The following is a 13,075-nucleotide window of genomic DNA, read 5'->3' as shown; positions in this document are numbered from 1 at the left end:
TAAACACCGTTTTTTACAAATATAAAAACTTATTAATAGCTGCTCTTTTTTTCAAATCGACTTAGTACAACCTACTCCTAATCCAGTAAAAACCCCAAAATATCTCTTAGCTTAGCATTCTTCACAAACTTCTCAAACCTATGGAAACAGCGCACAAAACCACTTTTCAGTTTATCAGCGAACCTTCAGACATCAATTTCGGCGGTAAGGTACACGGCGGAGTGGTGATGAAGTGGATTGACCAGGCAGCTTATACTTGTGCGCGTACCTGGTCTGAAACTTATTGCGTGACCGTCTATGTGGGTGGTATCCGTTTCTATAAGCCAATCAATATCGGCGAAGTGATCAAAGTTGATTCCACGGTGATCTACACAGGAAGCTCCAGCATCCACATCATGGTGGAAGTTTACTCCCGTGATTTTTCCCAAAGAGAATTTGAGAAAAAGACTCATTGCATCATCATTTTCGTGTCAGTAGATGAAAACGGATCTCCTAAAAAAGTGAAGCCTTGGATCCCCCAAACCGATCAGGAGAAAAAACTAGAGGAATACGCTACCAAATTAAAAGCCCTCCGAGAAAATATCCATAACGAGATGAAACCATTTTTCAATGAGTAATTGGAAAGCCGTGAATTGCGAGTAGAAAAAGTGTAAGGTAAAAGGTGGTAAGCAGTGAGTTTGCATGAAAATAAAACTCGCGCACGCTGCGCCTACCTCCGCGTTCATTTTGCTTCGACTGAGCCCACCTGCCTACCTTCGGACAGTCACATTAACGGCGTGGTATAAATCACAAAACCTGACGAAAGTCAGTCCAGATACTGAGCACTTGCAGACTATAGGGAGACCGATTAACCTACTTTTACTTTTTCAAATAAGCAGTACATTTTCCCTAGACATCTATGAATTCTCTATCACCAGCACATACTTTCCATATCCCAGTGATGGGACTTGGATATACGGTAGATACTCCGATCAAAGTGGCCAAATATGGTATTTCAAGCGTGATTTCTATCATGGATGACCATCTAATGGAAGCCATGCGCAGAATCTACTCGAAAAAATACGTGCGAGAATTCATCCCAATCTTGGATACTGAGGAGGATTATCGGGCAAAGCGAATCACTGCTTACCTTGATTTGACCCAATCCATCGTAGAAGAGCAATTTAATAAACTGATCAATGAAGATTGGGCTACAAATACAGAATTTCAAAAATATCTTAGCCTTCTCCCTGAAAATACAGTTGTTCGGGAGCTTTTTGAAAAGCTCGAAACTGCCTCAGAATCCGAGAAATTTCAACTCAAAGAGGAATTCAAATCCATGATGGATATAGGTGCTGTTGACGTGAACATCATGACAAAAGTGGACAAAATTAACAGTGATAAATCTGGCAATGAATTACCCCGGGAATATTCGGATGCCTTATCGGCATTGCGAGGCTTCGCCAAAAGTATGGTCAAGGGTTCTGTGGTATTTTCGGCCGGAATGAATCCGGCATTGTACAGCTATGCCGAGCAGTTCTCAGAATTTTTCCCAAATCAATTCGGTGAATTCCCGAAGGGAATTATCCTAAAAGTGAGCGATTATAGGTCAGCTTTAATACAAGGAAAATTCTTGGCGAAGAAAGGACTTTGGGTTTCAGAATTCAGAATTGAGTCTGGTCTGAACTGCGGTGGACATGCTTTTGCCACCGATGGATTTCTGATAGGACCAATTTTGGAAGAGTTCAAAAACAACAGAAACGAGCTTTTTCAAACACTCTTTGAAACTTGCCAAAATGCACTGCAACAGAAAGGTATTTTCACACTTTCCAAAAGCCCTACTTTCAAGATAACTTACCAAGGTGGGATAGGTACGGCGAGCGAAGACAGCTTCTTACGTGAGTACTATGAGCTCGATGGGACTGGCTGGGGAAGTCCTTTTCTTCTCGTACCAGAAGCCACTTCAGTAGATGATGACACATTGGATCGCTTGCTGAAAGCAAAGAAATCCGACTTCTATCTCAGCCATGCTTCCCCACTGGGCGTGCCTTTCAATAACCTACGCACTTCCTCTGGTGAAGAGCAGCGCTTAGCCAGAATAGAGAAAAATCGCCCTGGAAGTCCCTGCTACAAGAAGTTCCTTTCCAACAATACCGAGTTTACAGACAAGCCGATTTGCACCGCTTCCAGACAATACCAAGACCTCAAAGCAAAACAACTGGTGGCAGGGGAAATTGACGCTGAGGAAATGGAAAAAGTTAGGGCTAAAGACTGTCTTTGTGAAGGTCTAAGTGCTCCGGCGATTTTGGCAGCAGGAGAAACGCCAAGACGAAACCTCACTGCGGTCACCATTTGCCCTGGCCCGAATTTAGCTTATTTCAAAGGTACATTTTCCCTCAAAGAAATGGCAGATCATATCTATGGCAAGTTCTCTCTAAAAGTGGATATTGAGAGACCGCACGTATTTGTGAAGGAATTACAGCTGTATGTGACATATTTGAAGAAGGAATTTGAAACTAAGGTCACTGAGAAAGTAGCTAAACAAGAGGCGTATTTAGAGAAATTTAGAGTTAACCTGATCCAAGGAGTAGAATACTACCAGGAGTTAATCGATAAAGTGGAGGTAGATTCAAGCGTAATTCTTGAAAAAATGGCAGAGCAGTTTTCAAAGATTAAAAGTGAAATAGAACACTTATGTAAGCCTCTAGAAGCTAGCATGACCTAAGTGATCAAACTAGTTCTAGAACATTTGTAACCCAAGAAACCAAAAAGAGCTGAGTACTATTCCAGCCAATTATCTCCTAGTCTGCGATCACAGAAGGAAAACGCGTTCAGCTTACTTTTTGGCAAAAAATGGTTCAAAATCAACACTACAATGCAGTCTAAAAACTACGACATTCATTTCAGATAGCGGAAGAGTTTATCCTTAGCTACTAGATTTTCCTTATTTTCGGAAGGCTCATTTGCATCAAGTAACTCTTGTTTTTGATCTGTAGTAAGGTCGCTCCACATATCCACAGACGTATCATCCTTTCTTCTGGAAAGAAATTCAAATAATGATTCCAGAAGTTTCTAATTCTGTATGTCCTCCACTAGTTTGGTGATATGTGATTTTAATCCGACCGTTGACATAGCTGTATGTATAGAAAAGTAGTAGAAATGTTAATCTAACTAAGACAGAAAGATTCCAAGTTCTACGCTACTCTGATTTAAGAATGGCAGCAGGATTAGCCTTCAGTATTTTCCAAATCTGAGAACCGACTGTTCCAGCGATTACCAGTAGTAAAATCATTAACCCTAAGCCAATTGGAACTATACCTACTCCTGAATGGAAAGCAAAGAAGCTGTCTAAGAATTTGGAAATAATCAGCATAGAAAATGCCCCTCCTAGCACCGAAGCAATCCCCCAAATTATCAGATATCGCTTTAGCAACTTCACAGACAAATCCCCCATATTGGCTCCAAAAACCTTCCTTACACAGAAATCCTTCAGACGTGAGCTCATATTCAGCGACACCAAGCCAAACAACCCCAATGCAGCCAGAACCACAGCAAGTATAGCTGAGAACAGGATAATAGTACTTACTCCTTGTGCATCTTTTGCCTCTCGGTTAAATACTTCTGTCTGCAACCCCCCTGTAAACAATCCTCTTGGGACAGTTTCATGCCAGATTTTTTTGACGGCTTCCATAGATGAGGAAGCTGTCCCCGCACTCATTTTTAAGGTAAGGTAGTTGAAAGTAGTGTCCTGAGAAGCCCTAATCACCATAGGATCAATTGCTTGTTGGAAGAAAAGGGTGTGAAAATCCTCCACCACTCCTACTACAGTATAGCTCGAACTATCCAATACGATCTTTTTCTGTACAGGAAACTCCAAGCCAAGCCTATCCAGAAAAGTCTGATTTACAATGACTGCCTCTTGCGTATCCGAAATCAGTGCTGGATTAAACATTCGGCCTTCTTTCAGTTGCAAATCCATCATCTCTGGGTAAGTAGCTTCTGCATTTAGCAGCATGATTTCATACTTTTCCTCTTCATAAACCAACTCTTCTTCGCGGACCCAACTGCCTATGTAATCCTGACTTCCACTGATTTCATTGACAGATGCAAGCGCTGAAAGTTTGTTTTTGAGAGGCAAGTAATCCTCCGAGCTAGGTACATTCACAAAAATCTTATCCCCATTGTCATATCCCCAGTCCCTATTTGCATTGACGTAATTGGTCTGGACAAAAGCAACTCCAGCAACGATACTGATGATCGCAAGGGTAAACTGGAAAGTCAGCAATACGCTGGTGAAGACACTTTTGCTACCGATCTTTTGATTGCCTTTAAGGATATTGATTGGCCTGAACGAGGATACATAAATCGCAGGATACAATCCGGAAATTAGGGTGATAAATACCAGCATTGATCCCAAAAACATCCAGACATACTTATCATTAAGTAAATCAATTTTGAGGTTTTTAGAAGCAATATCGTTGAATCCCGGAAGGAAAATAAAACCGGCTAAAAGACATCCCAGCAAAATGGCAAAAAAACAAACTATCAGGTTTTCGCTCAGAAATTGAAACACAAGCTGGCTTCTCCTACTCCCGATTACCTTACGCACCCCAATTTCTTTCAGCCTTCTCGAAGCCATCAAGACAGATATATTGATGTAGTTAAATATTGCCAAAACCAGAATAAACAGTCCTATAGCCCCCAGAAGAATTTGTGGCGCCAATCCCAAAAAATCTCTAACTCCATTTTCAATTTCACCTATTTTATAAACTAAATCCGTGTAGGCTACTACTTCCAACTTTTGGTAAGGCTTCTCAGGATTGATCTGGTTTTGTTGCTTTTTCAGTGCGGCTAAGCCGGAGTTCAGTACGCTTGGATTGGTTCCTTTTTCCAATTGGACAAACGTCCACAACTCTGAATTCCAAGCATCTTTAAGAGGCAGATCAGCAGTAGAATTTGGATGTGTAGAAATATTAGCCAAAAGATCAAAGTTGAACATATCCATATCTTTCAGATCGGCCAAGACACCACCTACTTTATAGAGTTTTTCTTGCCCATTGACCACCAAAGAAAGTTCCTGACCTATAGGATGCGTATCTCCAAAAAGCTTGTCAGATAGCCCTTTCGTCAAAATCACCTGATTTGGCTCCCTCAATGCGCCCGGATAGCCGTAATCCATCCGGTAAACAAACATGTCCATAAATGCAGGATCTACAAATAAGGAACGCTGCCTGTAGCTCTCATTATTTTGGATCAAAATGGGGAACTCCCTAGAGACTCGTGTATGCTTTTTCACCTGACTTAATTCCTCAGGGATAAGCTCAGAAATCGGTTCTGCAACAGATCCATACGTTACCAAACCATTTTCTCCTTCGGCAGTATAGGTCAGCTGATAGATCTCATTCTTATTCGGTTGAAGCATACCCTTGAACCAAATCTGAGCAATAAACAAGTAGGCCACCATACAACAACCCACAGCACAGGCCAATCCAAACATAGAAATGAACGTCGTACCTTTTTGCTTAACGAGATTTCTCCAGCCGATTTTAAAATAGTTCTTTACCATAGCTCCTTGATTAAATGACTGATAAGTGGCTCTTGTACGTCTGATATTGCCCCATCTGAAAAAACTGAGCACATGGATAAAAAATCGGAACTTCGCATATCCTAATCCCCGCTCGGCTAAATTGAGGTGGAAAAGCTCATAGGCATCACCCTGTATCTGCTCCAATCGATCTGGATTGCAGTAGAATTCCAGGAAGCGATCCGGCCATTTGGGAGGGTAATGTTTGAATTTAGTATCCATGGGAAAAATCCAAAGCCAATGGAGGAAGCTGGTCGAAAAGCTTATTTCTCAGGTTTTTGACTTCTTCGATAGCCGATCTGCCTGTAGCCGAAAGTGTAAATAGCCTTTTTCGCCTTCCACCCCTCTCTTCGGTAGCACCGCCCATATAAGACTTCAAATATCCCTTTTCTTCCAGTCGGTTCAAAACCGTATGTATCGCCGAGATATTGACTTTTCTGCCCGTTTGATTTTTGATCTCTTCCAGTACAGCGACTCCATAGGCTTCCTGATCCAAGATCCCTACTGTCAGCAAAACCAATTCTTCCAATTCACCCAAATGGTAGCCTTTCATATGATTATAATTTGTTTTTTAAAGGTCATAACCTGTCCCGTGACGAAGGAAACGGGATAGCCTGTCCCGTCCGCCGCGGCGGATCGGGAGAATCTCGCACGGTGCATAATCATCCCTCTGTGTGTGACTCTTGAATCATGCCTACCTGTATTCTAAGGACCGGAGGCAGGCTCGATTTCATAAATGCCTCCTATTTTATTTACAAAAGTAAATGTAATACATTACTTTCATATTTGTAGAATAAATTTGGGTAAAAAATTTCGGGCGATTTTCACTCAATAATTAACTATATACTAGGACATCACAAACTAGAATGGCGATGATTTGGACTTACAGTTTTTTTTCAAAAGGTTAAATCATAAGCCGTGCTCTCCGTGAAAAGCTCTATGACCTTTGTGGTAAAAAAGACTATTCAATCCTCGTAAGAATCTGGTTTTCCTGATCTAACACTACTTTCAAATCGGCATAGCTCAGATCTTGAACAGCAATTTCCTGATCGATCGCCAAAGAAGCCGCAGCAGCTGCGGATTGACCCAAAATCATAAACACGGGTTCCATACGAATAGAACCAAAAGCGGTATGAGAACTGGACACGCATACTGGCACAAGCAGATTGGTGCATTCTTCTTCTTTGGGTAAAAGCGTTCCGAGGGAAATTGAATAGGGATTTTCTGGGTGAACGCCTATGTCACCTTCATTCTGCACAAAGCCATCTTCTGTCACGAATCGCTGGGTATTGTGAGAATCCAAAGAATATGACCCCATCCCGACAGGCTCAGGAACTGTTTTGGCTCCAAGCACATCGTGCTCCGTCATCACGTAAGCGCCTATCATCCGTCTGGCTTCACGCACATAGATTTGATGAGGCCAGTTTCCATTATCTACAAACTCATCCTTTGCCAGTCCCCATTGTGCCATCTCATCATGAACTTCTTGAGGCACTTTTGCATCATTTGCCAAATAGTACAGCAGACCTTGCTGATAGTCCATGTGTTCTTGTAAGATGTGCTTTCGCTCTTCATAGCTGGCTTCTGGATAAGTATAATTCTTCCCGATGTAATCCGTAGAAAAAGGCCCGTGATTATTAGTGTCTGTTTTCAGATTTGGGATCGGGTCAAACTTCTCAAATGTTTCATCCCAGCCAGCAGCATACACTCTTGCAAGCAGTTCATAGCGAGCTGGGTTGTAGTTTTGTGGCTTCGCAAAAGGAACGCGATTGTCAGGATGGCGGCTAAGTGCCATTCTATAGTTATAAGCCTGAATCCTGCTATCTCCATCTCCATTCTCACCTGAAGGATCAGCCGAAATCTCTTGCAACAATCCGCTGGTGGAATCACCGGCAATTACATAAGGGCTAATATCATTTTGGAAATAATGCCTGTGCTGATAAACACCAATTTGCACACCGTTCCACTTTTCTCCATAAACGGAATTTGCTTCTCGTCCCACATGATAGCTCACACCCGCAGCAGCCATGAGATCTCCTTCGTAGGTAGCATCAATAAATACTTTGCCGCTGTAGGTTTTGCCTGATAGCGTCTTAATCTGCGTGATTTGACTATTCTCTTTAGTCACCCCAGCTTCCCGATCCAGCCATTCATCCCGGTGGATTACTAATTCATTCTCTCGGGCAAAATCTTCAAACACCTGCTCCGCCACATGCGGTTCAAAAATCCACATGGTTCTATTCTCCCCGTCCATTGCCGGTGTACCTTGACCCTTATTGCCATATTCCTCTTTCTTTTGCCACTTCCAGGCAGAATCAGTCTGATAATGCATGAACACGCGATGATAAAACTCACGTGCCAAACCACCGATTACAGACTTATTCCCTGTATCGGTATAACCCAATCCACCGGAAGACAATCCTCCCAAATGGGTATCCGGCGAAACGACAATAACTGATTTCCCCATCTTTTTGGCCTGAACGGCCGCAGTGATGGCTGCAGAAGTCCCTCCATAGATAATCAGATCTGCTTGGTAGTCGGAAGTGCTTTTGGGCTCACAGCCAAAGATTAATAGAAGGATAATTAGACTTGAGAAAAATTTCATAGTGAATAACTTATCTTGGTAGCTGATTTATTGATAGAATGATAACTACTTTCAAAATAAACTATTTTATCCAAGTCTGCTAACTAACCCACTTTCTCATGTCAATTCATACCATCCTTGGTGCCAATGGCAACATAGCCAAAATCGTCTCTGCAGAACTCGCCCGGTCAGGGATATCAGTCCGGCAGTTCAGCAGAACCCCCAAAAAAGTAAATACATCAGATGAGCTGGTATCTGGCGACTTGTTGGATGCTACTGCTGTGTCTCAGGCAGTAAAAGGATCAGAAGTAGTATTTCTATTGGCTGGGATTCAATACAAATCTACTGTCTGGGAGAGAGACTGGCCTATCATCATGAAAAATACATTGGACGCTTGCATTGCCCATGGAGCCAAGTTGGTGTTCTTCGACAACATGTACGCTTGTGATCCATCCCAAGTCAGCCATATCACCGAAGAAACCCCGCTCAACCCCCAAAGCCGAAAAGGGAAAGTCAGAAAGCAGATTTTGGATATGCTATGGGCAGAGGTGAAAAGTAGAAAAATTTCCGCTATTGTAGCCAGAGCCCCTGATTTCTATGGACCAGACGCAAACAATTCCGTGTTGGATGAACTGGTAATCAAAAAAATGAAAGCAGGGAAAAACGCTCAATGGCTCTATTCCGGAGATAAAAAGCATTCCTTCATCTATATTCCCGATGCAGGAAAAGCGACGGCTTTTTTAGCCTTGCAGGAAGATGCATGGAATCAAACCTGGAATCTCCCTACAGATCCTTCATACCCTAAGGGAAAAGAAATCGTGGAAATGATTAATCAACAACTAGGTACTAAACATAAACTGCAAGTGATGCCGGCTTGGTTGGTTAGTTTCCTTGGACTTTTCATGCCTGTGATGAAAGAAATCGCAGAACTTCGCTATCAGTCGGATTCAGACTATTGTTTTGATTCTTCCAAGATTGAAAAAGCCTACGGACTAAAGCCTACAAAAATGAATGTAGGGTTAGGCGTTTGTTTGAAAGCATAAGTCTACTTTTCAGTCAATTTCAACTTATAAAGTATAATCCCATCATCTTCTGTCTCGGATAAACCGGCGACTTTGGACACGACCAATTCTCCCTCGTTATTGACCACCATCGGGTAATTGCTTGTGCTGGGAAATGGAATATTTGTAGCCAATTGGTTGAAGTCCTTGTCGAAAATAGCCCCGTAGTTCGGATTCTTTTTCCGCCGTGCGAGCCCACCGTCTGTTGGTGGACCAAGCTCAGTCACCTCTTCTTCTGTGAGCCCCTTGTTATAAACAGCGATGTAGTAATCTCCGGCCACCAAAATATTGGTTAAGTTTCCTGGCCTTTTTTTCTGGTTTTCAGTAAAAAACTGCTCTGCTTTATCTAATGGAACCGGCGTGTAGGACACCCAATCTGGAATAGTCACATCTACAGTTTTCTCATATTCAAACTGATCCCCGACCTTATTGTACACATAGACTTTTGGTTCAAACCACATACTCAGCAGCAACTTATCCTGATCTTTAGTATAAACCGGAATTGGGAATCCGTGAATCTGATCATCCAACAAAGTGGACGTTTCAGGCAGTCTTATCACACCTAATGTGTCCTGAGTCGTTTCATCCAACCAACTGACAATGGGAAGCCTATATAATTTTCCATAAAAGTCCCCTTCATTCATATTCACTGCAAATGTCTCAGGCCAAAGTGCTGGAAAATATGTTTTACCCTGATCTCTAAAAACTCCCAACTTGGGGTAAAACATGAAGATTTGATAATTGTACGGAATAGTGATTTCATTGACCTTAGAAGAATCTTCAAATTGATAGTATCCATTGGTTGGGGTCAAAACTGTGACTTTGCCATCTACATACCCTAATCCCAATGATGTCTCAACGGCGTCTATTCCATCAGGATTGAATTTATTGTGATTCAAAATTTTCCCGGAATCATCCACCTCAAGGTATTCATAATAGGAGTCCGTCGCCATCAAATACTTTTCAGCTTTCGGATTATAATCAAGCAGCATCATTTCACCGAGAAAATCTATCTGCACCGAGTCGGTAATCTCTAGCGTGAATGTTTTCTGAGATGAACTGTTATCAGAATTTCTAGAACAGGAAGAAAACCCAAATGCTGTTGCTGCGAGTAGAATTAAAGTGGTGATGAGCTTCATGGGGAAAATTTAGAATTGAAAATTTAAAAGGGTAATTACATGATTTTCAGAATCATATGTAAAAAAACAAATCAAAGGAGAAATTACAACTGTATAAGATTTTTTAACTAACTCTCCGCATCAAGAAGACCATAAACTCGCTGGTGTAGTGTCGGCACCACCTCCTCTTCAAACCAAGGATTTCTCCTCCTCCACATAAGATTGCGGGGTGAGGGATGGACAAGCGGCATAAACTCGGGCAGGTAAATTTCATAATTCCTTACTGTCTCAGTCAGGGTTTTCTTCCGCCTATTTCCCAAGTAATAATTCTGGGCATATTGGCCTATCAATAAGGTCAATTTTACCTCCGGCATCTCAGCCCTCATTCGCTTATGCCAAGTAGGTGCGCATTCTGGTCGGGGTGGTATATCCCCACCGTTCCCCCTACCTGGATAGCAAAATCCCATCGGCATTATTCCAAAAATCCGCGAGTCATAAAATTGCTCTCGGTCTACTCCCAGCCACCGTCGTAGTTCGTTGCCACTGGCATCATTCCAGGGAATTCCTGTGGCATGGACTTTCGTCCCGGGTGCTTGGCCAACGATCAGAATTTTGCTTTTAGGATGGATAGAAAAAACCGGAAGAGGGCCTAGAGGTAAAAAAATTCTGCACATAGTGCAAGCCTTTGCTTCAACAACTAACCTTTGAAAATTATCCATCCGTTGTCATTTTGTTCATTTGAATACTCATTTTTAATGAAAAAAAAAGGAATGTATTAGTAGGTTGATTATTGTGCTTAATTTAAGTTAAATTAAGAGGCTACTCACCTGAAATACAACAGCTTATTCAAAACAAATCAATGTTAAATTTGGTTAAATCCAATTGACGGCCTTAGTTCGTACTTAGAAGTCTATCTATCACCAATCATTCTCAAATGCCATGAAAAATACACACTTCCTATTTGCCCTCCTCATTTTTATTTGTGCAGGATGCTTTTCCTCCAAAGATTACGTGACAGACTACGACTATAATTATCAGGCTTCTTTCAAAAAGTATAAAACCTTCGCTTTTGTAGTCCCTACAGAAAAAGACACCAGTATGATTTCGCCCGTATTAAGCGCTACTATTGGAGCTAGATTAGGTTCACAAGGATTCAGAGAGCAAGAAAACAAGCCAGACCTCTTGGTGAGTTATAAAATTTTCATGGACTCCATTAGATACCGGGGCTACGTTCAGCCTGAGTTTGACTACTGGCTAAAGCGAGTAGGAACTGTACCTGAAACTGAAGAAGGCGAACTCGACAAAGAGCAGGAAAAAGACGAGACGTATAATCAGGTAAGGTATAGCCAAAACCAGGGAATGCTGGTAATCTATGTGATTGATAGCAAAAGGGGAAACACGATATGGCAGGGATATACCGCAGCCAACTTTGATTCTGACTCTCCAAACTTCCAATCAGATATCACCAGAGCTGCCTATCGAGTCATGAATGAATTCAAAGTTATCAATCGCCTGATGGAATGACAAAGGCAAATTTCTGAGTAAATAGTTAAGCAACTTGTGTAGGCATTCCACAGTTTTTTCAAGCGGCTCCAAAATCTATTTGGAGCCGCTTTTTTTTATAATACATGGCTCACAGGCATTCATTCATTCCTTTAGAGGGTATTCAAGCGAAATCTAAATGAATTCCCAGTTGTGGCAATTGCTTTGAAATGATTGATTCAAATACAAAGAAATTAACTATGAAAAAATCACTAATTGTTACAGGACTTTTGAGCGCCACTGTGATGGTCTCATGTGTTTCTAAGAAAAAATACACCGAGCTAGAAAGCAATCTTTTTAGAACCCAAACTGAACTGGCTACCACGGCGCAAGAAAAAGCTGAATTGGAAGAGAAAATGCAAATCATCGAGAATAGAGTTGCTGAGTACAACTCAAGAATCAATTCTCTTCGTGACACCAATGATGCATTGACCATACAAAATGATGGTATGCTCAGCATTGAAGGTGGTACAGTGATGTCCAAAAATTCTAAGGAGAAAATGAAGCAAACGCTTGCGAATGTAGATCAGGCCAAACTTGCTCAAGCAAAAACTTTGGAAGATTCAGTTAATCTTGCGGTAGAATATAACCTGAAGAAAAACATCACTGAAACTACCTTAGATGGTGAAGAAGATGATGTCAATATTAGCATAGACCAGACAGTAGTGATGATCTCTGTTTCAGACAAACTACTTTTCAATACAGGTAGCTACAGAGTAAATACAAAAGCTGATCCTTTGCTACAGAAATTAGCTGAACTGATCAATGCAGAACCTAGCCTTCAAGTGATGATAGAAGGTCATACTGATCCTAGAACTATATCTACTGGAGTAATTCAGGATAACTGGGATCTATCGGTGAAAAGAGCTACAAGTATTGTAAGAAAACTACAAGAGCAATACAACGTGGCACCAGAAAAAATGATCGCTGCAGGTAGAGCTAGCTATATGCCACTTGTGGAAAATGATACTCCTGAAAACATGGCGATCAATAGAAGAACTAGAATCGTTTTGATCCCAGATCTGGACATGTTCTTTGCGATGCTATAATTAAAAAAACCAACAATTTTCTTTAACCACCACAACCTAAAAGTGGCTGTCTCATATTGATTTTCATTATTGGAGACAGCCTTTTTTATTCAATAGAGGCCGATTTCCTGAAATCGGTCTCTATTTTTTTGACTACTGTTTAACTCTTTAGCAATAGG

10 protein-coding genes are annotated in these 13,075 nt (G+C 41.5%); 5 read left to right on the top strand and 5 right to left on the bottom strand.

Features of this window, described 5'->3' with window-relative positions:
- The first annotated feature begins 140 nt into the window (after window positions 1-140).
- Together U3A58_RS18590 and U3A58_RS18585 are read left to right on the top strand one after the other, a co-directional pair.
- Window positions 141-617, top strand: a complete 477-nt coding sequence (locus U3A58_RS18590) for an acyl-CoA thioesterase (protein ID WP_323825901.1) — start codon at window positions 141-143, stop codon at window positions 615-617.
- A gap of 281 nt (window positions 618-898) precedes the next feature.
- Complete coding sequence (locus U3A58_RS18585; protein WP_323825900.1) at window positions 899-2,704, top strand: hypothetical protein; 1,806 nt, start codon at window positions 899-901, stop codon at window positions 2,702-2,704.
- A 474-nt stretch (window positions 2,705-3,178) separates the two neighbouring features.
- On the opposite strand, the gene U3A58_RS18580 is transcribed toward U3A58_RS18585, so the two are convergent.
- The 3 genes from U3A58_RS18580 to U3A58_RS18570 all read right to left on the bottom strand — a co-directional run bounded on the left by U3A58_RS18580 (window position 3,179) and on the right by U3A58_RS18570 (window position 8,168).
- The gene (locus U3A58_RS18580; protein WP_323825899.1) at window positions 3,179-5,785 is read right to left on the bottom strand and encodes an ABC transporter permease; all 2,607 of its coding nucleotides are present in this window, start codon (window positions 5,783-5,785) and stop codon (window positions 3,179-3,181) included.
- A complete protein-coding gene (locus U3A58_RS18575) occupies window positions 5,775-6,116 on the bottom strand; it encodes a PadR family transcriptional regulator (RefSeq protein WP_323825898.1) in 342 nt (113 codons plus the stop codon). The genes U3A58_RS18580 and U3A58_RS18575 overlap by 11 nt, the downstream gene beginning before the upstream one ends.
- A 408-nt stretch (window positions 6,117-6,524) precedes the next feature.
- The gene (locus U3A58_RS18570; RefSeq protein ID WP_323825897.1) at window positions 6,525-8,168 is read right to left on the bottom strand and encodes an FAD-dependent oxidoreductase; all 1,644 of its coding nucleotides are present in this window, start codon (window positions 8,166-8,168) and stop codon (window positions 6,525-6,527) included.
- A gap of 98 nt (window positions 8,169-8,266) precedes the next feature.
- Between U3A58_RS18570 and U3A58_RS18565 the strand changes: the two genes are divergently transcribed.
- Window positions 8,267-9,190, top strand: a complete 924-nt coding sequence (locus U3A58_RS18565) for an NAD-dependent epimerase/dehydratase family protein (protein WP_323825896.1) — start codon at window positions 8,267-8,269, stop codon at window positions 9,188-9,190.
- A 2-nt stretch (window positions 9,191-9,192) separates the two neighbouring features.
- On the opposite strand, the gene U3A58_RS18560 is transcribed toward U3A58_RS18565, so the two are convergent.
- A complete protein-coding gene (locus U3A58_RS18560) occupies window positions 9,193-10,347 on the bottom strand; it encodes a hypothetical protein (RefSeq protein ID WP_323825895.1) in 1,155 nt (384 codons plus the stop codon).
- Window positions 10,348-10,454: 107 nt separating this feature from the next.
- Window positions 10,455-11,045 (bottom strand): uracil-DNA glycosylase family protein, encoded by a 591-nt coding sequence (locus tag U3A58_RS18555; RefSeq protein WP_323825894.1) that lies wholly within the window; start codon window positions 11,043-11,045, stop codon window positions 10,455-10,457.
- 220 nt (window positions 11,046-11,265) lie between these two features.
- Between U3A58_RS18555 and U3A58_RS18550 the strand changes: the two genes are divergently transcribed.
- On the top strand, window positions 11,266-11,850 hold the full coding sequence (locus U3A58_RS18550) for a DUF4136 domain-containing protein (protein WP_323825893.1): 585 nt from the start codon (window positions 11,266-11,268) through the stop codon (window positions 11,848-11,850).
- Window positions 11,851-12,068: 218 nt separating this feature from the next.
- Window positions 12,069-12,917 (top strand): OmpA/MotB family protein, encoded by an 849-nt coding sequence (locus tag U3A58_RS18545; protein ID WP_323825892.1) that lies wholly within the window; start codon window positions 12,069-12,071, stop codon window positions 12,915-12,917.
- Window positions 12,918-13,075 lie beyond the last annotated feature (158 nt).

This window comes from Algoriphagus persicinus (assembly GCF_035156415.1).
In the GTDB taxonomy this organism is placed as follows: domain Bacteria; phylum Bacteroidota; class Bacteroidia; order Cytophagales; family Cyclobacteriaceae; genus Algoriphagus; species Algoriphagus persicinus.
This window is presented reverse-complemented; position numbering and strand designations above follow the sequence as displayed.

Excerpts from the sequence above, each read along its gene's own strand:
- U3A58_RS18590 (WP_323825901.1), top strand. The coding sequence starts at position 141 with ATGGAAACAGCGCACAAAACCACTTTTCAGTTTATCAGCGAACCTTCA.
- U3A58_RS18585 (WP_323825900.1), top strand. The coding sequence starts at position 899 with ATGAATTCTCTATCACCAGCACATACTTTCCATATCCCAGTGATGGGA.
- U3A58_RS18580 (WP_323825899.1), bottom strand. The coding sequence starts at position 5,785 with ATGGATACTAAATTCAAACATTACCCTCCCAAATGGCCGGATCGCTTC.
- U3A58_RS18575 (WP_323825898.1), bottom strand. The coding sequence starts at position 6,116 with ATGAAAGGCTACCATTTGGGTGAATTGGAAGAATTGGTTTTGCTGACA.
- U3A58_RS18570 (WP_323825897.1), bottom strand. The coding sequence starts at position 8,168 with ATGAAATTTTTCTCAAGTCTAATTATCCTTCTATTAATCTTTGGCTGT.
- U3A58_RS18565 (WP_323825896.1), top strand. The coding sequence starts at position 8,267 with ATGTCAATTCATACCATCCTTGGTGCCAATGGCAACATAGCCAAAATC.
- U3A58_RS18560 (WP_323825895.1), bottom strand. The coding sequence starts at position 10,347 with ATGAAGCTCATCACCACTTTAATTCTACTCGCAGCAACAGCATTTGGG.
- U3A58_RS18555 (WP_323825894.1), bottom strand. The coding sequence starts at position 11,045 with ATGGATAATTTTCAAAGGTTAGTTGTTGAAGCAAAGGCTTGCACTATG.
- U3A58_RS18550 (WP_323825893.1), top strand. The coding sequence starts at position 11,266 with ATGAAAAATACACACTTCCTATTTGCCCTCCTCATTTTTATTTGTGCA.
- U3A58_RS18545 (WP_323825892.1), top strand. The coding sequence starts at position 12,069 with ATGAAAAAATCACTAATTGTTACAGGACTTTTGAGCGCCACTGTGATG.